Annotated in this window: 19 protein-coding genes; 17 read left to right on the forward strand and 2 right to left on the reverse strand. The window is 51.1% G+C overall.

Annotated elements, in window-relative coordinates; genetic code table 11:
- Window positions 1-5: 5 nt before the first annotated feature.
- The 14 genes from trmB to NBZ79_RS18890 all read left to right on the forward strand — a co-directional run bounded on the left by trmB (window position 6) and on the right by NBZ79_RS18890 (window position 14,895).
- Window positions 6-707 (forward strand): tRNA (guanine(46)-N(7))-methyltransferase TrmB, encoded by a 702-nt coding sequence (gene trmB / locus NBZ79_RS18825; protein WP_251934202.1) that lies wholly within the window; start codon window positions 6-8, stop codon window positions 705-707.
- A gap of 176 nt (window positions 708-883) precedes the next feature.
- A complete protein-coding gene (gene rimP, locus NBZ79_RS18830; RefSeq protein WP_251934203.1) occupies window positions 884-1,348 on the forward strand; it encodes a ribosome maturation factor RimP in 465 nt (154 codons plus the stop codon).
- A gap of 28 nt (window positions 1,349-1,376) precedes the next feature.
- Window positions 1,377-2,969 (forward strand): transcription termination factor NusA, encoded by a 1,593-nt coding sequence (nusA, locus tag NBZ79_RS18835; protein WP_251934204.1) that lies wholly within the window; start codon window positions 1,377-1,379, stop codon window positions 2,967-2,969.
- A 22-nt stretch (window positions 2,970-2,991) separates the two neighbouring features.
- A complete protein-coding gene (locus NBZ79_RS18840; protein ID WP_251934205.1) occupies window positions 2,992-3,570 on the forward strand; it encodes an RNA-binding protein in 579 nt (192 codons plus the stop codon).
- A gap of 23 nt (window positions 3,571-3,593) precedes the next feature.
- A complete protein-coding gene (gene infB, locus NBZ79_RS18845) occupies window positions 3,594-6,281 on the forward strand; it encodes a translation initiation factor IF-2 (RefSeq protein ID WP_251934206.1) in 2,688 nt (895 codons plus the stop codon).
- A gap of 39 nt (window positions 6,282-6,320) precedes the next feature.
- Entirely contained in the window at window positions 6,321-6,710 is a 390-nt protein-coding gene (gene rbfA / locus NBZ79_RS18850) for a 30S ribosome-binding factor RbfA (protein ID WP_251934207.1), read from the forward strand.
- 6 nt (window positions 6,711-6,716) lie between these two features.
- Complete coding sequence (truB, locus tag NBZ79_RS18855; RefSeq protein ID WP_251934208.1) at window positions 6,717-7,613, forward strand: tRNA pseudouridine(55) synthase TruB; 897 nt, start codon at window positions 6,717-6,719, stop codon at window positions 7,611-7,613.
- 15 nt (window positions 7,614-7,628) lie between these two features.
- Entirely contained in the window at window positions 7,629-7,898 is a 270-nt protein-coding gene (rpsO, locus tag NBZ79_RS18860; protein WP_251934209.1) for a 30S ribosomal protein S15, read from the forward strand.
- Between the two features lie 215 nt (window positions 7,899-8,113).
- The gene (gene pnp / locus NBZ79_RS18865; protein ID WP_251934210.1) at window positions 8,114-10,216 is read left to right on the forward strand and encodes a polyribonucleotide nucleotidyltransferase; all 2,103 of its coding nucleotides are present in this window, start codon (window positions 8,114-8,116) and stop codon (window positions 10,214-10,216) included.
- A 147-nt stretch (window positions 10,217-10,363) separates the two neighbouring features.
- The gene (locus NBZ79_RS18870) at window positions 10,364-11,764 is read left to right on the forward strand and encodes an NAD(P)H-dependent flavin oxidoreductase (RefSeq protein WP_251934211.1); all 1,401 of its coding nucleotides are present in this window, start codon (window positions 10,364-10,366) and stop codon (window positions 11,762-11,764) included.
- Between the two features lie 106 nt (window positions 11,765-11,870).
- Window positions 11,871-12,287: an iron response transcriptional regulator IrrA gene (irrA, locus tag NBZ79_RS18875; RefSeq protein ID WP_251934212.1), complete on the forward strand. Its 417-nt coding sequence runs from the start codon at window positions 11,871-11,873 to the stop codon at window positions 12,285-12,287.
- Window positions 12,288-12,429: 142 nt separating this feature from the next.
- A complete protein-coding gene (locus tag NBZ79_RS18880) occupies window positions 12,430-12,849 on the forward strand; it encodes a rubrerythrin family protein (protein ID WP_251934213.1) in 420 nt (139 codons plus the stop codon).
- A 94-nt stretch (window positions 12,850-12,943) separates the two neighbouring features.
- Window positions 12,944-14,293 (forward strand): heterodisulfide reductase-related iron-sulfur binding cluster, encoded by a 1,350-nt coding sequence (locus tag NBZ79_RS18885; RefSeq protein ID WP_251934214.1) that lies wholly within the window; start codon window positions 12,944-12,946, stop codon window positions 14,291-14,293.
- 2 nt (window positions 14,294-14,295) lie between these two features.
- The gene (locus tag NBZ79_RS18890) at window positions 14,296-14,895 is read left to right on the forward strand and encodes a DUF3501 family protein (RefSeq protein ID WP_251934215.1); all 600 of its coding nucleotides are present in this window, start codon (window positions 14,296-14,298) and stop codon (window positions 14,893-14,895) included.
- 101 nt (window positions 14,896-14,996) lie between these two features.
- Here the strand turns inward: NBZ79_RS18890 and NBZ79_RS18895 are convergent, their stop codons facing one another.
- Complete coding sequence (locus NBZ79_RS18895; RefSeq protein WP_251934216.1) at window positions 14,997-15,440, reverse strand: GFA family protein; 444 nt, start codon at window positions 15,438-15,440, stop codon at window positions 14,997-14,999.
- A 36-nt stretch (window positions 15,441-15,476) separates the two neighbouring features.
- Window positions 15,477-16,466, reverse strand: a complete 990-nt coding sequence (locus tag NBZ79_RS18900; protein ID WP_251934217.1) for an NAD(P)H-dependent flavin oxidoreductase — start codon at window positions 16,464-16,466, stop codon at window positions 15,477-15,479.
- Between the two features lie 234 nt (window positions 16,467-16,700).
- Here NBZ79_RS18900 and NBZ79_RS18905 point away from each other — a divergent pair, with 234 nt between their 5' ends.
- The 3 genes from NBZ79_RS18905 (at window position 16,701) to NBZ79_RS18915 (ending at window position 21,262) form a co-directional block, all read left to right on the forward strand.
- A complete protein-coding gene (locus NBZ79_RS18905) occupies window positions 16,701-17,183 on the forward strand; it encodes a DUF2867 domain-containing protein (protein WP_251934218.1) in 483 nt (160 codons plus the stop codon).
- Between the two features lie 289 nt (window positions 17,184-17,472).
- The gene (locus NBZ79_RS18910; RefSeq protein ID WP_251934219.1) at window positions 17,473-19,776 is read left to right on the forward strand and encodes an FAD-dependent oxidoreductase; all 2,304 of its coding nucleotides are present in this window, start codon (window positions 17,473-17,475) and stop codon (window positions 19,774-19,776) included.
- A gap of 232 nt (window positions 19,777-20,008) precedes the next feature.
- On the forward strand, window positions 20,009-21,262 hold the full coding sequence (locus NBZ79_RS18915) for an FAD-dependent oxidoreductase (protein ID WP_251934220.1): 1,254 nt from the start codon (window positions 20,009-20,011) through the stop codon (window positions 21,260-21,262).
- The last annotated feature ends 9 nt before the right edge of the window (window positions 21,263-21,271 follow it).

Raw genomic sequence — 21,271 nt, forward strand, 5'->3', positions numbered from 1 at the left:
CTAAAATGGAACCTAATCGGGACAAACGGATCCTGTATGGACGCCGCCGTGGAAAACCACTCCGAAAAGGTCAGCAGGCGCTCATCGAGCATGAGCTTCCAGGATTATTGGTGCCCATGCGAGAAGAGGCACTTGATCTGGCGGCGCTGTTCGGCTCAGGTTTTGATAAATACTGGTTGGAGGTCGGTTTTGGCAGCGGCGAACATCTGGCCTGGCAAGCGCATGAAAACCCGGATACGGGAATTTTGGGATGTGAGCCTTTTATTAACGGTGTTGCCACATTGCTGGGAAAGCTCAAGTCAGATCAGTCAACAAATGTCCGAATTCATCCAGATGCAGCTGAACCCCTCATCGGGAAATTACCCGAAAATACAATAGATCGATGCTTTGTTTTATTTGCTGATCCCTGGCCCAAAAGCAATCACAATAAGCGGCGATTCGTATCAACTACCAATATTGCGGCACTGGCCCGAGTCATGAAGTCCGGTGCCGAGCTCAGAATAGCAACTGATCATGTTGATTACGGCGCCTGGATTCTTTGGCATATGCTGCAGTCCACCCGTTTCGACTGGATCGCGGAAACCCCCGGAGACTGGCGGGTTCGCAGTGCAGACTGGCCGCCTACCCGGTACGAACAAAAAGCCATTCAAAAAGGACTTAAGCCCGTCTATTACAGATTTCGCCGCAATGACCAGGCCTGGTCGTAACGGGATCGAAGAAAAAGCTTGGCTTTGGCAGTTTCTAGGCTATTATACGGGAAATACATACTGTTCGCTCACCGTCAGGATGAGCTCTGGAACAGTGGACCTCTGGTCCGCTGTTTTTTTATGCTTTAGTCAAGAATGAGAGTTAGGCTCTGGACCCGATAAATCAAATAGCCGATATGATCACACCCTCGCTCGAAGATATGGGGTATGAGCTCGTGCGTATAACGATGACCGGCAATGAAAAGAAAATTTTGCAGGTCATGGCAGAACGGCCCGATGGCACAATGACAATTGAAGGGTGCACAGAAGTCAGCCGGATGGTGTCAGCGCTACTGGATGTAGAGGATCCTATTTCCGGCGCCTATGATCTGGAAGTTTCATCTCCGGGGATCGACAGACCCTTGACGCGGTTGAAGGATTTTGAGCGCTGGGCTGGGTTTGAAGCTAAAGTGGAACTTGACCAGGCCGTTGACGGCAAACGACGATATCGAGGCAAGTTACTGGGCCTCAAAGATGAGATAATCTTGGTAGATGGCGATGATGGCACCAGATTTGAACTGCCGTTCTCTGAGATAAGAAAAGCAAAGTTGATTTTAACCGATGAATTGATTGCCGCAAGCACTGCGGCGTCTAAGTCTTAGATAAGTTTTTTTAGACGGAAAAGTAGTCATGGAAAACGCTGCGAGTTTAAACCGCTTGGAATTGCTGCAAGTAGCAGACGCTGTTGCCAGGGAAAAAGTGATCGATCGCGACATCGTATTGGAAGCGATGGAAGAGGCTGTCCAGAAGGCAGCCCGTGCGAAATATGGCCACGAAAATGATATTAGGGCCAATATTGATCGTGGGACCGGAGAGATTCGCCTGGCGCGCGTCCGTGAAGTTGTCGAAGAAGTCGAGAATGAGGCTACCCAGATCACGCCTGCCGATGCTCAGTTCCAGCTCGAAGGCGCCGCTGTCGGTGATTTTTTGATTGAGCCGTTGCCACCTATTGATTTTGGCCGCATTGCTGCGCAAACCGCAAAACAGGTTATTGTACAAAAGGTTCGCGAAGCCGAACGTGAACGTCAGTATGAAGAATATAAGGACCGGGTCGGAGAAGTCGTAAATGGCATCGTCAAACGTGTCGAATACGGCAATGTTACCGTTGACTTAGGTAAAGCTGATGCCGTGGTTCGCCGGGATGAAATGCTCCCGCGTGAAAGTTTCCGCCAAGGGGATCGTATTCGCGCCTATATCTATGATGTACGGCCTGAACCACGGGGGCCGCAGATATTCCTGTCTCGCAGCCATCCGCAATTCATGTCCAAACTCTTCGGCCAGGAAGTGCCGGAAATTTATGATGGCATTATTGAAGTTAAAGCTGTAGCGCGTGATCCGGGAAGCCGGGCGAAAATCGCCGTCCTGTCAGCTGATTCGAGCATTGACCCGGTTGGTGCTTGTGTCGGGATGCGGGGTTCTCGTGTTCAGGCGGTTGTCAATGAGCTTCAAGGTGAAAAAATTGATATTATTCAGTGGTCACCGGATCAGGCCAGTTTTATCGTCAATGCTTTGGCACCGGCGGAGGTGGCGAAAGTTGTTCTGGACGAAGATGCCAACCGGATTGAAGTCGTTGTACCGGACGATCAATTGTCTCTGGCCATCGGGCGCAGGGGGCAGAATGTTCGCCTCGCGTCTCAATTGTCAGGTTGGGATATCGATATTCTGACCGAGGACGAAGAAAGTAACCGTCGCCAGGCTGAATTCACTGATCGCACGCAAATATTCATGAATGCCCTTGATGTTGATGAAACGATTGCCCAATTATTGGCTGCAGAAGGTTTCACCTCAATTGAAGATGTGATGTATGTGGACGTCGCGGAAATTGCCGAAATCGAAGGATTCGATGAAGAAATTGCGACAGAGCTCAGTCGTCGGGCCCAAGAATTTGTTGAAGCATCAAATGCTGAAATGGAAGCGAAGCGAGTAGAATTGGGTATCAGCGACGATATTGTCAATCTTGGCGCCTTCACGCCCGCAATGATCGTCGCCTTGGGCGAAGCCGGTGTTAAAGAACTGGATGATCTTGCGGACCTGGCAGGTGACGAGTTGACCAATTCAGAAGATGGTATTTTGCGGGACTTCGATCTTAAGCTCGAAAACGCCAATGAAATCATCATGGCGGCGCGTGCTCATTGGTTTGACGAGGAAGAATCCGAAGCGGAATCCGGCGCGGAAACAGATGGTGACGTTGAGGGAAGCGAGGCTGAAGTTCCGGCGAGCTGAACTGTCAAATGGAGAAGTATACTTGAGTGATCCTCAACGGCGGTGTATAGCCACTGGACAAATACGGGAAAAAGAGGATTTGCTTCGATTTGCTGTATCGCCCGACGGAATATTGGTACTCGATGTTCAAATGAATTTGCCAGGTCGCGGCATTTGGATTAGTTGTAGCCAGCAATCGGTCGAGCTGGCGTTAAAAAAGGGGCTGTTTGCAAAGTCTGCGAAGCGGGCGGTCACAGTGCCGGAGAATTTGGTGCTAAAAATTGACGAGGCTCTTTCGCAACGTTGTCTGGCATTGCTGGGATTGGGACGAAAGAGTGGGTTGGTAACAGTAGGGTTTGCTAAAGTTGAAAAAGCCCTGAGATCAAAAAAGGTTTCTATCCTGATTGCAGCGTCCGACGGCGCCGATGATGGAAAGCAGAAGTTGAAAAGAATAGCAGGTACGTTGCCAGTGGTTGACGCGTTTGATAACGATGAATTAAGCCAGGCGCTCGGCAAAGAAAATATTGTTCACGCGAGCGTTGGCTCAAGTGGATTGACGAAAAAGATTACGTTTGCGGTTTCCCAACTATCCAGGTTCAGGGACCATGACGATGTAAATTGAAGAACCGAAATGTCGGAGTAAGAATGACTGAGACAAACGACAAGGATGGGCGCAAGTCGCTTAGCCTAAACAAACCGTTGGAAGCGAAAAAGACAGCTGGCGGGAATAGTCAGGTCCGTCAAAGCTTTACCCATGGTCGAACCAAGACCGTGCAGGTAGAGGTGCGCAAAAAACGCGGAGCCGCCGGCGCCCTGGGCACTCAAAAACCGAACACCGCCACAACAGCTCCGTCGACGGCAACAGCCAAGAAGACACTCAGTGTCGCGAAACCTGTCGCCAAAGCACCCGCCGCCCCGGCTCAAAAGAAAAGCAGTGAAGATAAGCAAGCTCCGCTGCTAACGACGGACGAGAAAGCAGCGCGTGCGGCAGCTCTTGCCGGCGCTCGCGAGCAAAATATCAAAGATGCAGAACGCAAGGTTATTGAAGATGCCGCTCGGCTAGAGGAAGAAAAACGGCTGGCGGCTGAACAAGCAGCTGAGGAAAAAGTAGCCGCTGCCGCAGCTAAAAAAGCTGCAAAACGGCGCTCACCTGAAGAACGTCGCCTTGCAGAAGAAGCGGAAGCTCTGAGGCTTACCGAAGAGGAAAATGCTGCTAAAAATGCGCAAGTCGCGGTGCATCGGGAAAAAACCAAATCAGCAGCAAAAGCAGACGATTCAGCAGCCGAGGCGAGCTCCGCCCCCAGACGCGCGGCAAGATCCGCTCCGGCAGACGATCAACCCGCCCCTGACAACGCGCCATCAGGACGTAAAAAACAGGTAAAATCATCGCGTTCGGGCGGTGGCGATGAACGGACAACGCCTGCGCGCAAAACCGACGAGCCGCGCCGTCGTGCCGGAAGGCTTACCATCGGCGACGCCCTCAATGACCGGGGACCGAAACAACGGTCACTGGCCTCCATTCGCCGGGCCCGCAAAAAACAACAACAGCATTCTTCAGAACCCGCGCAGAAGATTTTCCGCGAAGTGACAATTCCGGAAGTTATTTCCGTGCAAGAACTCGCCAACCGGATGACTGAACGCTCTGTCGATGTCATAAAATCCTTGATGAAGCTGGGCATTATGGCCACTGCCAGCCAGACAATTGATGCAGATACCGCAGAACTTGTTGTTGAAGAGCTGGGCCATACCGCAAAACGTATTGCTGAATCTGATGTGGAAATTGGCCTTGGTGGTGAAGATGAAGATGTCACGGAGAACCTGGTTCCCCGGGCTCCGGTTGTTGCCGTTATGGGACATGTCGACCATGGTAAAACATCCTTGCTGGATGCGTTGCGTAAATCAGATGTGGTCGCCGGAGAAGCTGGCGGCATTACTCAACATATCGGCGCCTACCAGGTGACGTTAGCCAATGGCAGCGAAATCACTTTCCTGGATACGCCAGGCCATGAAGCCTTTACCGCCATGCGGATGCGCGGAGCGCAGGTAACGGATATCGTTATTCTTGTTGTTGCCGCTGATGACAGCGTCATGCCGCAAACCATTGAAGCCATCAAACATGCAAAAGCTGCTGAGGTTCCGATAATTGTTGCCATCAATAAATGTGACAAGCCTGCTGCGGATCCGAACAAGGTGCGGCAGGAACTCCTGCAGCATGAAATATTTGTCGAAGATATGGGCGGTGATGTCTTGGATGTAGAGGTTTCTGCAACCAAGGGCACGGGCCTCGACAAGCTGCAAGAAGCCATCATGCTGCAAGCGGAGTTGCTTGAACTTAAAGCCAACCCGGACCGCTCTGCGCAAGGGACTGTTGTTGAAGCCAAACTCGAAACAGGCCGCGGCATGGTCGCCACTGTTCTGGTCAGCAGAGGAACGCTGCGGGTCGGTGATCATTTTGTCATGGGAACCGCCATGGGCAAGGTAAGGGCCCTGCTGGATTATCGCGGGCAGCAAGTCAAGGAAGCCGGCCCTTCAGTCCCGGTTGAAGTTCTGGGAATCCAGGGCGCACCAGTTGCCGGTGACGACTTCGCTGTAACCGAAAGTGAGGGTAAAGCCAAGGAAATTGCTGAATATCGACAGCGCCTTGATAAGACCAAGAAGGTAACGGCAACAGCGCGTGGCACCATTGAGCAAATGTTCAGTGCCATTAAAGAAGGCTCTGTGGATGAACTGCCGGTTGTTATTAAAGCGGATGTTCAAGGATCAGCCGAAGCCATTAGCAATTCGCTTGAAAAATTGGGTACCGATGAAGTCGCTGTTAAAATCCTGTATTCGGGTGTCGGCGGTATTACCGAATCTGATATTGCGCTTGCCACTGCATCCCGCGCCATCATTATCGCGTTTAATACACGCGCCAACAAACAAGCAAGAGATGAAGCTGCGCAAGAAGGTATCGACATTCAGTATTACTCGGTCATTTATAATGTCATAGATGATATGAAAGCACTGCTTTCCGGTATGCTGGCACCGACTTTGAACGAGAACTTCCTGGGATATGCGGAGATCAAGGAAGTCTTCAATATTTCGAAACTTGGGAAAATTGGTGGTTGTATTGTCACTGAAGGTAACGTCAAGCGCGGTGCCAAAGTACGGCTGCTGCGCGATAACGTCGTGATCCATGAAGGCACTTTGGCAACCCTCAAACGGTTCAAGGATGAAGTGAAAGAAGTCAAGTCCGGTATGGAATGTGGAATGGCTTTTGAAAACTATCACGATTTGCAAGTTGGTGATTTCATCGAATGCTTTGAAATTGAGGAAGTGGCTCGCCAGCTTTAGGCGAGTTATTTCCCGACTTATAGAAATCGCGAGGATATCATGGCGACGACAAAGCGCGCTGGCAGAACAGCCAGCAAACGGCAATTACGTGTTGGCGAGGAACTTCGCCACATCATTTCCTCTATTTTGGCAAAGGATTTGATCCATGATGTCGACGTTGCTGGCTCTTCAGTGACAGTGACGGAGGTGAATCCGAGCCCGGATATGCGAAATGCAACGGTTTATGTGGTCTCTCTTGGCGGTGTAAATGAAGAAGCACTCATTGAAGGACTTAATCGGACATCCTCGGTCATTCAAGGTGAAATGGCACGCCATCTATCCATGAAATTTACACCAAGATTGTCGTTCAAGAAAGACGAGTCATTTGAATATGCCAGCCATATCGATAACTTGATCCGCAAATCAAAGCAAACGGACGAAAACGGCTAACCGGCCATGGCGAGAAAGAAACGCGGCATCCCCGTTCACGGCTGGCTCAATATAGATAAGCCTGTTGGAATGAGCTCGGCTCAGGTGGTCGGAGCGGTAAAACGAATTACCAATGCACAAAAGGCAGGCCATGCAGGCACGCTGGATCCTTTTGCAACAGGGATCCTTCCCATAGCTTTGGGGGAAGCGACGAAAACCGTCGGCTATATCGTTAGTGACGTTAAAGATTACCGGTTTACGGCGCGTTGGGGACAAGCGACAATCACAGACGATATCGAAGGTACTGTTGTTGAACAGTCCGAAATTCGTCCGGATTTGCAGCTTATCCAGGACACCATCCCGAGCTTTCAAGGAACGATCCGGCAGCGCCCGCCAGCTTATTCCGCAATCAAGATTGACGGAAAGCGGGCGTATAAACTTGCCCGCGAAGGTGTTGATGTCGACCTTCCCGAGCGAGATGTGGAGATTTACAATTTGAGTTTGGTTCGGTTAATCGATTCTGATCAGGCGACCTTCGAAGTCACGTGCGGAAAAGGAACGTATATTCGGTCGCTGGCCCGTGATTTTGCCCGGAAATTAGGGACCGTAGCTCACCTGACTGAGCTTAGGAGGACACGAGTCGGACCTTTTTTGGAAAATGATGCGATTTCGCTGGATAAGTTAGAGAAGCTGTGGCAGTGTCCCGCAGAATTTGAGGCTCTGCTTCCAATTACGACCGCGCTGGACGACATCCCGGCGGTGGCCATAACGGAAACGCAAGCAGTTCGCTTTCGGCACGGCAATGACGTGGCGACCCCAAATTTAGCGGACGGAATTGTCTGTGCAATGGATGGGAATAGTCCAATTGGCATTGCCAAAGTTGAAGATGAAAGATTGTTCCCGATACGAGTTTTTAACATTTGAATTTAGGAGTTACCGATGTCGATCACTGCAGAAAGAAAAGCAGAGCTGATCAAGGAATTTGCGACCAAAGAAGGAGACACAGGGTCTCCGGAAGTGCAGATTGCTATTTTGACCGAACGGATTGTAAATCTGACAGACCATTTTAAAGAACATAAAGGTGACGTGCATTCACGTCGCGGTCTTTTAAAAATGGTAAGTGGTCGCCGGCGTTTGCTAGACTACCTCAAAAAGGTCGAAGAAGAACGGTACCAGACGACGATTAAACGTCTCGGTATCCGTAAATAAATATGAAATTCTCAGGTCTTTGTGTAAGACCATCAATAATTCAAACGCCGGTGACTGTACGGGGCTGCGTCCTGTTGCACATCGGCGTTTGTTGTGTTTAGGGCCGCTCATTCAGCTGCCTGAAGAACAAGAAGTGAAGACTAATCAGGCCGACGCATAGGGTGTCGGATTATAGCGGGACAGCAAGGGCTGTTGCCGCGTTGGAAGGAAAGAAAATGTTTGAAGTACATCGCAAGGAAGTGATGTGGGGCGGTCGTCCGCTCGTATTGGAAACCGGTAAGATTGCCCGCCAGGCTGATGGCGCTGTCATGATTACCTACGGAGGAACACAGGTTCTCTGTACGGCTGTTGCCGCAAGATCATTGAAGCCGGGCATGGATTTTTTCCCGCTCACGGTTAATTATCAGGAAAAAGCATATGCCGCAGGAAAAATCCCAGGCGGGTTTTTCAAGCGCGAAGCACGTCCCAGCGAAAAAGAAACGCTGACATCTCGTCTTATCGACCGGCCACTGCGTCCATCTTTTGTCAGTGGATTCAAAAACGAAACGCAGGTTATCTGTACGGTTGTTGCCCATGACATGGAAAATGACCCCGATGTTATCGCTCTTGTTGGCGCTTCTGCGGCTCTAACTATCTCTGGTATCCCGTTCCTGGGCCCTGTAGGGGCTGCCCGTGTTGCTTATGTTGACGGTGACTATGTGTTGAACCCGACGTCAGAGCAGATGGAAAATACTGACCTGGACCTGGTGATCGCGGGAACATCAGAAGCCGTTTTGATGATTGAATCTGAAGCAAGCGAATTGAGCGAAGAACAGATGCTCGGCGCCGTGATGTACGGTCACCGTGAAATGCAGACAGTGATCGACGCGATAATTGACCTTGCAGAAGAATGCGCGAAAGAGCCTTGGGATTACTCGCCACCTGAAGACGATGCGGCACTGGTAGAAAAGTTGAAATCTGCCGCTGAATCCGGGCTGAAGGAAGCCTACAAGGAACAGGTCAAGCAAACCCGGACTGACAAGGTCTCTGATGCCAAGAAAGCGGCCCTGGAAGGACTTGAAGAAGATGAATTGGAAGCAGCAGGTGGCATTCTCAAGAAAATTGAGAAAAACATCGTGCGCGGTAACATTATCTCAACAGGAACCCGCATCGACGGCCGTGATACGAAAACTGTTCGTCCGATTGTTTCCGAAGTTGGTCCGCTGCCCCGCAGCCATGGCTCCGCCTTGTTCACACGCGGAGAAACACAAGCCTTGGTCGTTGCCACATTGGGTACAGGCCAGGACGAGCAGATCATGGATGCGCTGGAAGGTGAATATCGCGAAAACTTCATGCTCCACTATAATTTCCCTCCTTACTCAGTTGGTGAAGTCGGGCGCATGGGGTTCACCGGTCGCCGGGAAGTCGGTCATGGCAAGCTTGCCTGGCGTGCCGTACATCCGTTGCTGCCGTCCAAGGATGTCTTCCCCTACACCCTTCGAGTTGTGTCTGAAGTGACGGAATCAAACGGTTCATCCTCAATGGCAACTGTATGTGGTACATCGCTGGCTTTGATGGATGCGGGTGTTCCGCTGAAACGGCCCGTTGCCGGTATCGCCATGGGTCTTATTTTGGAAGAAAGCGGTGAGTTCGCTGTTCTTTCCGATATTCTGGGTGATGAAGATCATCTGGGTGACATGGATTTCAAGGTTGCCGGTACAAGCGAAGGTATTACCTCCTTGCAGATGGACATCAAGATTTCCGGTATCACCGAGGAAATCATGCGGATCGCTCTGGCGCAAGCAACAGAAGGTCGCAACCATATTCTTGACGAAATGGGCAAGGCTCTGGAATCTGCACGTGATGGTGTGCGTGATGGCGCCCCGCGGATTACGCAGTTGCAAGTCAAGAAAGACAAAATCCGTGATATCATTGGAACCGGCGGTAAGGTTATCCGCGAGATCTGTGAAGTCACGGGTGCGAAAATTGACATCGATGATGATGGCACCGTGAAAGTTGCGGCCACGACAACCGAAAGTGCTGATGCCGCCATCAACTGGATCAAATCAATTGTTGATGATCCTGAAGTTGGCGTTATCTATACAGGTAAAGTCGTGAAAGTTGTCGATTTTGGCGCCTTCGTTAATTTCTTTGGCAACCGTGACGGACTGGTTCATATTTCCGAGTTGGCACCGCAACGGGTGGCAAAAGTGACGGATATTGTCAATGAAGGCGACGAAGTGCGTGTTAAAGTGCTTGAAATCGACGGACGCGGTAAAGTTCGCCTGTCTATTAAAGCCGTCGCGGCAGAAGACGCCAAAGAGTCAGCAGAAGACTAAATTCTCTGCTCTAAATAGCTAAATTAGCGGCAGGGGCGGAACGGAGCCAACAAATCATTCCGCCCTTGCCGCTAGATGAACCTTGATGCCGGAGCCCGAGTGCTCTAAGTGTTAAGTGGGGAAGTATGTAGTCATAGGAATTGTCTGGTGAAAGCACTGAATTCAATTATGATTTCCGGTAAGGAAGTTCTGCCATTTGTTGAAGGCGGCAAAGGCATTGCGGTGTCATCTGGCCAAAGTTCAGGCGCTTGGGCGGCGGCGGGAGGTGTTGCCACTTTTTCCGGCGTCAATGCAGACAGTTTCGATGAGGACGGCAATATGATAGAGCAACTCTATCACGGCCGGACTCGCAGGGATCGGCATGAAGAGCTGGTAGCGTACGGAATCAAGGGCGGCATTGCACAGGCCCAGATTGCCCATGAACTTTCCGGCGGTGAAGGCCGTATCCATATGAATGTCCTGTGGGAAATGGGAGGCGCCGAGCGCATCCTCCATGGCGTCCTTGAAAATACCAAGGGCCTGATCCACGGCATTACCTGTGGCGCCGGTATGCCATATCGCATTGCGCAGATTGCCGCAGATTACCAAATTCACTATTACCCGATTATTTCCTCTGCGCGGGCCTTCAAGGCGCTGTGGAAACGGGCATATCACAAATTCTCCGATTGGCTCGGTGGGGTGGTTTATGAAGATCCCTGGCTCGCCGGTGGTCACAATGGCCTCAGCAATTCAGAAGACCCGCTGGTCCCCGAAGATCCCTATCCACGAGTTGCCAGCCTGCGTGCATTGATGAACGAGATAGGCCTCAATAATGTCCCAATTGTCATGGCCGGCGGTGTTTGGCATATAGAAGATTGGGCCCATTGGCTCGACAATCCGGAAATTGGCCCCATCACCTTCCAGTTTGGAACGCGACCGCTCCTGACGCAGGAGAGCCCCATATCGGATGCCTGGAAAAAGAAACTGGGCTCGCTCAAAAAGGGCGATGTGTTTCTCAACAAATTCAGCCCGACGGGTTTCTGGTCCTCGGCTGTCCGCAATGACTTCCTTGACGAGCTGAAAGCCCGCTCGGAACGTCAGGTTGCCTTTTCCAACGAACCGGTCGGTGAACATAATACCGCCTTCGGGATAGGGGCGCGCAAACGGGAAGTTTATCTGACCGCAGCCGACAAGGAACATGCGGAAGGCTGGATTGCGGAGGGCTTTACGGAAAGTCTGAAAACACCAGATTCGACCCTGATCTTTGTCGAGCCGGAAAAGATGAAGGAAATCCGCAAAGATCAGATCGACTGCATGGGCTGCCTGTCCCAATGCAAGTTCTCCAACTGGGCGGAAGGCGAAAAGGGCAATACGGGCCGCAAAGCTGATCCGCGGAGTTTTTGTATTCAGAAAACCCTGCAGGACGTCATCCATTCCTATTCCAACATCAATAACAATCTGATGTTTGCAGGTCATGGTGCCTATCGCTTTGCAACGGATCCGTTTTACGACAATGGATTTGTGCCGACGGTCAAGCAATTGATCGATCGGATCGCCACCGGGAAATAGCTTCAGCCGGGCCTTTCTAATTGCAGATTTGAATTATTATAAAAAACACTATATAATAAGGACCAGCCCCCAACCCGGGCAGCGCAATTGAAAAAGTAGTAACGGTATGCAGCATAATTCTAAAGATTTACGCGACAAGATCAAAATGGTCCACCTGCGCCCGACAAAGCAGCGTCTGGCGCTGGCGGAACTGTTATTTGCGCAGGGAAATCGTCATGTGACGGCGGAGCGGTTGCATAATGAAGCCATGGATAACGGTGTCACGGTCTCATTGGCAACCATATATAATAATCTTCATCAATTCACCTCGGCTGGCTTGCTGCGCGAAGTGGTCGTTGATTCCAGCCGCTCATATTTCGATACAAATGTCAGCCCACACCATCATTTCTTTCATGAAACTACCGGTGAGCTGGAAGATATTCCGGGCAACGAGCTCAATGTCGATAATATTCCGGCCTTGCCTGAAGGAACCGAGATCAGCAGCGTTGATGTTATCGTCCGCGTCACCGATCGTCGCCCCTAATTCCTTCCTGAGTTTCCAGATCTTTTTTCTTCTTTAGAAACATTCTAAAGTATTGACACACCCCTGCGCGCGCCATATATTCTAAAGGTAAGCCTGCTCTCACAGGAACAGGCACATCCACTACTCATTCCAGGAGGACTTTATGTCTCTAGCGGGAAGCAAAACTGAACAAAACTTGAAAGATGCCTTTGCAGGTGAATCACAGGCAAACCGTCGTTATCTTTATTTCGCACAGAAAGCGGATGTAGAAGGATATAACGATGTTGCGACTGTCTTCCGCTCGACAGCAGAAGGTGAAACAGGCCATGCACACGGCCATTTGGAATATCTGGAAGAAACCGGTGATCCGGCAACTGGCCTGCCAATTGGCGGCACAGAACTGAACCTGGCCGCCTCCATCGCTGGTGAAACCCATGAATATACGGATATGTATCCGGGCATGGCGAAAACAGCGCGCGAAGAAGGTCATGACGAAATTGCCGACTGGTTCGAAACTCTGGCAAAAGCCGAGAAAAGTCACGCCGGCCGCTTCCAAAAAGCGCTCGACAATATCGACGACTGATTTGACCGCACCTGCGTGTCAGTAACTCAGGGTAGCGAACGGTACGCCGTCGCTACCCTCTTTCAATAAATCGTAGCCTGTTCGGGAGATTATCATGAGAGAAGGCAGCCTTGATGCGCCAACCCGCCACATAATTGACTGGACCAATCCGGATTTTTATGACGAAAAAAAGCTGGATGACGAGCTGCGACGTGTCTTTGATATCTGCCATGGTTGCCGCCGTTGTTTTAATCTGTGCGATTCTTTTCCAAAACTTTTTGATTTAATCGACGGCTCGCCGACCGAAGAACTTGACGCGGTTGCCTCGGAAGATTTCAAGCCGGTTGTCGATGGCTGCACCCTCTGCGACATGTGTTTTATGACGAAATGCCCCTATGTGCCGCCCCATGAGTTTAATCTGGACTTTCCCCACTTGATGTTGCGCTATCGGGCCGTGGAGAAACGTAAAGGCCTGGATAAATTTGTCCCCGGACAATTATCGCAAACTGACCGTAACGGCAAATTGGCGGCACCTGTCGCACCGCTGGCCAACTGGGCAACAAAAACATCGAATAGCATGACCCGCGGCATCATGGAGAAAACCCTGGGCATCGACCGCAACGCGGCACTGCCGAAATACCAATCCAAGTCCCTCCTCAAGCGGGCTGAGGAAGACCCACTGGTCGTTAATGCCGACGCTCCCGGCTTTGGCCGGAAAGCGGTTATCTATGCCACCTGTTTTGGCAACTATAATAATCCCAGCATTGGCGAGGCAACCCGCAAGGTCCTTGCCCGCAACGGCGTCGAAACGGAAGTCGTCTATCCCGGCTGCTGCGGTATGCCCTTGATGGAACAGGGTGATCTGGAAGGGGTTGTCAAAAATGCCAAATCCGTGTCCAGCGAACTGAAGGACTGGATCGCAAAAGGCTATGATGTCATTGCCCTCGTCTCTTCCTGTGCGTTGATGCTGAAATTCGAGTGGCCATTGCTTGATCCGGACAATGCCGATCTCAAAACCTTGTCTGATGCGACCTTTGACGTGTCTGAATATGTGATGGATCTGGCCAAGAAAGAAGGCATGGTTGAGGGGATGGAACCACTTGGTGACAATGTTGCCATGCATCTGGCCTGTCACGCCCGAGCCCAGAATATGGGCGCCAAAGGCGCCGAGATGTTGCGGCTGATCCCCAAAACACGTGTTGCCGTCGTGGAGCGGTGCTCAGGCCATGGCGGCTCCTGGGGGATCATGAAAGGCAATTATGAAACTGCCCTGAAAGTCGGCAAACCGGCGGCCAAGACGGCACTCACTTCAAAAGCCGGATATATCGCCTCCGAATGCCCGCTTGCAGCTGAGCATCTGTTGCAAGGCATCGGCAACCTGGATGCCGAGGCTGTCCAGTCGAAGCAAGCGGCCCATCCCATCGAACTCCTGGCCAAAGCCTATGGCCTGAACGAGGACCTCTGACAATGACTGCCATCGCAAACCGCCAAATCACCGATCAGGATATTCTGCCCGTCAGCGAATATGCCAAGATACGCAAAGAGCATAAGCAAAAGCTTATTCCCATCAAGAAGAACCGCCGGGTCGCCATTGGCCCCTACGCCACCTTCTATTTTGAAAATTATGAGACCATGTGGGCGCAGATCCAGGAAATGCTCTATATCGAAAAAGGCGGTGCCGAGCAGTTGAAGGACGAGCTGGACGCCTATAACCCGCTTATCCCAAACGGATCAGAACTGGTGGCCACCTTTATGATCGAAATCGATGATCCCATTCGCCGGGATTTTATGTTGCGAAAACTCGGCTATATCGAGGACAAGGTCTACTTATCCATCGCCAGCGAAAAAATTTACGCCGTGCCGGAACAGGAAGTCGAACGGACAACGGAAGACGGGAAAACCTCCGCCATCCATTTCCTGCATTTCCCCATGACCACAGCCCAGCGACAGGCGTTCAAAGAGACGACTGTCGATGTCCAGCTGGGGATTGAGCATGATGATTACAGCCATATAACGCCGCTGATCGGCACTGTCCGCGCCGCCCTCGCCGAAGACCTTATCGATTAGGGCTGGGATAGAGATGGCGGGGCTGTCATATGGCCAGCAGAACCTGGACAGCTAACCCCCTCCCGTCAAAGAAAACCGGTGGCTTCAAACCCTGGCCGTCTCTATTTATCAATTGGTAACTTGCCTTGCGTGAAAGCGATTCCGGGATCCGCCGAGTGCTCTACCTCATCTCCTTTAATCTCAATCCAGGAATGCTTTCGGTGTTCATACACCGAGAAACAGGGAGCAGGGAAATCCAGGTCTGCGAAAGCGCCGACAGGAATTGCCACGACACCGGGCCAGCCCTCAATTACGTAAGTGAGGGTCGATCCACATTCCGGACAAAATCCATATGTCGCTTTATGGCCACTATCTGCTAGCCGCTCCCAAACCTTGGATTTCCCGGAAATCTTGACGTCTGCTTCTGCCCATCTTGCCTGAACAGCAAATGCGCTTCCGGAACGTTTCTGGCACTCGAGGCAGTGACACACCGAGACGCGTACCGGTTCGCCCTCACACGTCACTGAGAGTTCACCACATCTGCAAGTCGCCGTTCGTTTCACCATATTCACCGGCCCAACATAATCATTGAGAATTTTAACTCACATTTTCAGGTTCAGGATAATGGCTTTCGCATCTTCACTGATCTCCCGAACAATTTCACCCGCCGATTTCACGTCATTGATCATGGCTAATCCTTGTCCCGCCCACATTGACATGGCTTCAACATTCCCTTCTGCATCTGGCGCAGGGGTATAAGATTGATAGCGGACAATGTCCCCGCGCGACCGGGATTTGCCGATGGTATCTCCTTCACCCGGACGTTCACCGGACGAGGGTGATCCGGCAGCTTCCCATTGATCCACCGTGCTGTTTCGCAACACCCGATGAGGCGCTGCACGCCAGCCAACGTCAAACAGGTCTTTCTGATAGGACGTCTGGTTTTCAGTCGCACTCAGGATGCTGTCCTGATAGAGGGAATTTATGTCGGCTTCCTCGCAGGCCAGAAAACGGGTGCCGATCCACGCCCCCGATGCGCCAAGGGCCAAAGCCGCAGCCAACCCCCGCCCGTCGGCAATGCCACCCGCAGCGATCACGGGTAAATCGCCGACGGCGTCGACAACTGAGGGAATGAGCGGCATGGCGGCAACCGTTCCGCAGACATGCCCGCCTGACTCCCAGCCTTGCGCGACAATAATATCAGCCCCTTTATCCGCGGCAATGCGCGCATCTTCCGCACTGCCAACGGTTTGCATGACCACAGCGCCCGATTTTTTTGCCCGGGCAATAAGATCTGAAGGCTCCTTCCAGAAGAAAGAGATAATCGGCACGCCTTCTTCCAGGCACGCTTCCAACCGTTCCTCCTGCGGGTGCTCCATATTCAGATTAACGGCAAAAGGCTGCGATGTAAGCGACTTGGTTTCACGGACCTGCTCTCGCAACTGATCCATACTCCCGAGCCACAGGGGCAATGTGCCCAATCCTCCGGCGTTGGAGACGGCCGCCGCCATTCTTGGCCCGACCGCCCCTCCCATTGGCGCCTGAACAATTGGAATATCAATCCCAAGCATATGACAGAGTGAATTTCGCACCTACTACCTCCAACCCTAAGACTTCAGGTCTTTATTATTTCAGAGTAATCTTCCTTTCAGGATCATACTTACCCGGAGCGAATTGGGCAATATTTCGCTCCGTGAATACCGCAATGCCTCATAGGGTAACCCGCACCTCCTGTGGGATCGCCGCTCGATCGGATAGACGGAGAATATTTCAGCGGATATACTTGCAATAAATGCGCATCCCATATTTGATGGAGAGGGTCTCTTTTGCGACAGAACAAAGCCAATGTGATCGCTTCCGAACTCCCGGCAAACAGCTCCCTGCGCGACCGTGTGTCGACAACAGACTTTCTGGACTGCTATTCAGTGTCCTCAAACTTGTCGTCGCGCCCGGCGGCTGAGATCATAACGGAGTTTCCCGGATGGGCCCGTTTCCTGCTGCAGATACGAAGGGTGATAACGACACCTTTTGGCCTTTCCAACGAGGGTCCGAACGCCGCTGACAAAATTGGCCCCTTTCCTGTGGAAATCGAAACAGAGTCAGAGCTTATAGCCGGATTTAACGACAAGCATCTTGATTTCCGCGTCTCCATCTTCGCGCAAGAAGGCCGGGTTTCCCTGGCAACCTGGGTTCATCCCCACAATATAGGTGGTCGGATCTATCTAATGACCATTCTGCCCTTTCACATCCTGATCGTTCGAAATGCCCTTGCACGAGTGGCAACTGCCCCGTCCCCGGCGCAACAATAGCGATACGGACGAAACGGTCCTTGGGTCCGCTTCAAACACTTATTAGTAGAAATATATTTTCTATCTTTAAAAAGACCTAGAGGCAGCATCGCCCGGCACGATAAGGCCCATATGCCCTGAAGCGGCATGATCCAGTGGTGATTTCATTACGACAAAACCATATTTTTCCCCTTGATACCGCAAAATCTAAACCTTTTCACAGATACTGCCACAACTCGTTATTTCCTTTGAAACGTAAATAAAAAATTACATTCCTATAAAATATTAACACCAAAAAGGAGAATAAATAGTGTCAGACAATAAATTAAATCTGGATCAAAATATCCCCAAAAAAAATCAAAGCAATGAAACAATTTCCTCGGAAGCAGCCACAAAGGAATGGCGGCAACCCTATCCGGGCCCTGCAGATCGTAACTTCAACTTCAGAAAATTACTGGATAATTCACCCGATGGAATAGGCGCTGCCAAGGATAAAGAAAACTTTAACGTAGCAGTTATCGGGATGGGTGCCGCAGGATTGACGGCGGCACATGAACTTGCACGCAGCGGGCTCGAAAACATAGATATGTTTGAGGCAAGCGGTCGCTACGGAGGTCGTCTGTGGACCAAGACGCTTGCAGACTATCATGACGCAAAACAGTATACCGTCATGGACTTCGGTGCCATGAGAATGCCGCCCTTTATACCTGCGCAAAATGAGAAATACAAAGCCGGTACTGCCCAAAGGCAGGGTCAGGTTTGGAAACAGGGAAATTCAGTTCTGGCTTATTTGCTGGAAAGATTCGCTATCCGAACATCTGAATTTCCCAATCCCGGGTCAAAACATTGCAAAAGCGGCATTTATTACCATGAAGGTACGTTCCAGCCAGTAGATTCGAAATTAGAAAAGGAAAAAAGTAGCAACAAAAAAGTAGAACACAAAGATGACCAAGACGACGATGACGACGAAGTAAAGACCACCAACAAGAACAAAGACTATGCGAAATACAACGATGAAAAATCTGCCAAAGGGCAAATGCTTATCTGGAACAAAGATGAAGATTTACCTCCGAATAAAGAATTGCAGGAAGTGGATAAAAAGTGGACCGTATTCAGTACCCGCATGAAAGACTATATCAAGAAATATTATGACAGTGAGGAATGGCCAGAGTTCTGGAAGAATATTGTCCGAAACTACTATAATAAAACATTCCGACAAGTCGTACGTATGAAATTCAACGACAATCATGACGATAACTTGATGGGAGATTTTGGCGGAGTTGGCTTGTCAGAGGAAGAAGCCAGGATTTTATTTGTTATTGGTTGTGGCGACGGCGGCTGGGGGGCTTTTTATAATGTCAGCTTCCTGTTTGTTTATAGAACCCTTCTCCATGGTTATGCGGATGATCATCAAGTTATTGAAGGATTATTTCAGTACGGTGGGAAATTGGATCTCGAACAAGACGCCGTCAATAAAAAACTCTTTGCCGATAAAATGGATATGGATAGCAATTTCAAGGGAGATCAAAGGCCCGGAAACCATCAAATTAATCACGTTGTCGATAGTTTAGGCAACAAGTTCGAATCTCCTGAATATCTCGGGCTGGGCACATTTCCTGATTGTCTGTTGTTCGGGCGATTGTTTAAAGATGACAATAGTACGTCGCTTTACGACAGCAAGAAACCGGCTAAAGAGGACGGTGTCCATTTGTTCCTGAACAGCCCAGTCTCGAAGATTGAAAGACTGCAGAACGGAAAGATCAAGTTAGAGGTAAAACCTGACGTCGCAAAACATAAGGATTACGCATTTGATAGGGAGTATGATGCGGTTATTATAACGGTGCCGACCCATCAATTCGGGATGGAGATTGATGTCGCCGGATTTGATAATGATATGTGGCCCTATGATTTGCAGTCCTATCTGTCTCAGGCATATTGGATACCCTGCGCGAAGGTTTACGTGGAGCTAAAGGCGCCTTATTGGGAGAGCAAGGACTGCACAATTCCGCAAATGATTGCGAGTGAAACCTTTACGCGAGATACCTATGGCGTAAAAGTTAACAGAGGAGAGATAGACAAACAAACCGGCGTTCTCCTGATTAGTTATACCTGGACGCGTGATGCAACCAAACTTGTATCCTATAGTGATCAGGAACTGATAAACATGTGTGTGAAGGAATTAGACCGGATGTTGGCAAATTGCAGCAATATTCGTCCCGAAGACCGGATTGCCAATTATGCTCAAACTACAGGAGTAGATTCCAATGGCAACCCGAATTACAAGGGGTCGGTCCATCATTGGGAACGACAAAAAAACTATAAGGGTGCTGCACGGTTTTATGACCAGTATGGCTGGAACAGTACGCGGGTGCCGATGACATATAACCAGGAAAAAAGCGCCAATTCCGGTCTCTATTTTGCCGGTGAAGGATATCATGCAGATGCCGGTTGGGTCGAGCCTGCCTTCCGGTCGGCGATTGACGCGGTCTTGCACCTGTTTAATAACAACCAAATTGATATTGTGACAAAGGACTTTGAGTTTAAAAAGGACTACGCGCGGTATGAACTGAATTTTGATCCTGATAGCCCTTCTACAGAGTTGAAACAGCGATAATATCGGATTTTTAAATCACTATCCCCGAATAGAAATATTCGGGGATTTTTTTTGGCTTGAGGGTCCAGCGAAAGAGCGGCGCATCCGGGATACCTATCCTTTTTATTCGGCAGGAATCCTATAACGGAACCGCCCCAGGACATTGCCCGCGTCCCCTTTCATATCCAGTGGCAACAAATACCGAATGAGGGTACGATGCTTCCCAAACTGAACATTATAATCCGGGAAGAAGATGAAATTCACCTATGACGTCATTGTAATCGGTGGGGGGTCTGCAGGCGTTGGGGCGGCTGTCGCGGCGGCAGATACGGGCGCGCGTGTTTTGCTGGTGGAGAAATCGGGGATGCTGGGCGGCGCGGCGGCGCTTCGAAACGTCATCACCTATTGCGGCCTCTATACATTGGGGCCGGAGCCGAAACAGGCGGTGTTTGGTGTGGCCGAGCGGGTGCTGGAAAAGCTTCGGGCGCGCAAGGCCATCACCGATCCGCTGCGGTTTCGCGGGGTGTTTATGGTGTTCGATCCGGAACATAACAAGATCGCGCTGGATGAAGTCTGCCGCGACGCCGGCGTGGAGGTACGGTTTCACAGCACCCTGATCGACGCCACCCGCGACGGCGATAAAATTTCGAAGATTTTGGTGCAGGATCATGGCGGGCAGCATGAATTCAGTGCCGCCGCCTTTGTTGATGCAAGCGGCGAAGCCAATCTCGCATATCTTGGCGGCGCCTCAACCCGCTATGGCAATGAGGACGGGGTCAATCTGGCCTCCCTCGGCACCCGGTTTGGCGGCATTCCGGCTGATTTGACGGTCACCGCCGCGGAGATTGCCGACGCGGTGGAAGCCGAAATGGCGGGTGGCGACCGGTTATTGACGAAAAAATCCAGTGTTGTCGCCCGTCTGCCCCTCAGCGGCGACCTTTGCATTTATGTGGCAAGCGCGGATTATGATCCCCGCGACGTGATCAGCATGTCGAAAGCTGAAATGAACGGACGCCAGCAGGCGCATTCCTACTTGCGGGCCCTGCAGCGCATAAAGGGATGCGAGGGGGCCTATCTGGTCAATACGGGGCCGGAATTTGGCACCCGTGAAAGCCGCCATATCAACGCCGCCTATCAGCTGACCTGGAACGATATTGAAACACGCACCTCTTTTGAGGATTGCATCGCGCTGGGCGCCTGGGGCGCGGAATGGCACGACCGGGAAACCTATCTGAGCAGCCTGGACATACCGGCGGACGGCACGGCGTTCGAGATTCCGCTGCGCTGTCTTATGAGCCGCGATACCGCCAACCTGTTTTCCGCCGGCCGCACCGCCGATGGCGACCGAAAGGCCGGCGCCGCCATCCGCGTCATGGGCACCGCCTTCGCAACCGGCCAAGCCGCCGGGGTTGCCGCCGCCGGGCTATCCGCAACGGGCGGCGTCGATGTCACGTCGATCCGCCGTGAACTTTTACGCCAATCCGCCAAATTGGCAGCGGATAATTGAGGGGGAATC

Source organism: Sneathiella marina, from assembly GCF_023746535.1.
Taxonomy (GTDB): Bacteria; Pseudomonadota; Alphaproteobacteria; order Sneathiellales; family Sneathiellaceae; genus Sneathiella; species Sneathiella marina.

Excerpts from the sequence above, each read along its gene's own strand:
- trmB (WP_251934202.1), top strand. The coding sequence starts at position 6 with ATGGAACCTAATCGGGACAAACGGATCCTGTATGGACGCCGCCGTGGA.
- rimP (WP_251934203.1), top strand. The coding sequence starts at position 884 with ATGATCACACCCTCGCTCGAAGATATGGGGTATGAGCTCGTGCGTATA.
- nusA (WP_251934204.1), top strand. The coding sequence starts at position 1,377 with ATGGAAAACGCTGCGAGTTTAAACCGCTTGGAATTGCTGCAAGTAGCA.
- infB (WP_251934206.1), top strand. The coding sequence starts at position 3,594 with ATGACTGAGACAAACGACAAGGATGGGCGCAAGTCGCTTAGCCTAAAC.
- rbfA (WP_251934207.1), top strand. The coding sequence starts at position 6,321 with ATGGCGACGACAAAGCGCGCTGGCAGAACAGCCAGCAAACGGCAATTA.
- truB (WP_251934208.1), top strand. The coding sequence starts at position 6,717 with ATGGCGAGAAAGAAACGCGGCATCCCCGTTCACGGCTGGCTCAATATA.
- rpsO (WP_251934209.1), top strand. The coding sequence starts at position 7,629 with ATGTCGATCACTGCAGAAAGAAAAGCAGAGCTGATCAAGGAATTTGCG.
- pnp (WP_251934210.1), top strand. The coding sequence starts at position 8,114 with ATGTTTGAAGTACATCGCAAGGAAGTGATGTGGGGCGGTCGTCCGCTC.
- irrA (WP_251934212.1), top strand. The coding sequence starts at position 11,871 with ATGCAGCATAATTCTAAAGATTTACGCGACAAGATCAAAATGGTCCAC.
- NBZ79_RS18880 (WP_251934213.1), top strand. The coding sequence starts at position 12,430 with ATGTCTCTAGCGGGAAGCAAAACTGAACAAAACTTGAAAGATGCCTTT.
- NBZ79_RS18885 (WP_251934214.1), top strand. The coding sequence starts at position 12,944 with ATGAGAGAAGGCAGCCTTGATGCGCCAACCCGCCACATAATTGACTGG.
- NBZ79_RS18890 (WP_251934215.1), top strand. The coding sequence starts at position 14,296 with ATGACTGCCATCGCAAACCGCCAAATCACCGATCAGGATATTCTGCCC.
- NBZ79_RS18895 (WP_251934216.1), bottom strand. The coding sequence starts at position 15,440 with ATGGTGAAACGAACGGCGACTTGCAGATGTGGTGAACTCTCAGTGACG.
- NBZ79_RS18915 (WP_251934220.1), top strand. The coding sequence starts at position 20,009 with ATGAAATTCACCTATGACGTCATTGTAATCGGTGGGGGGTCTGCAGGC.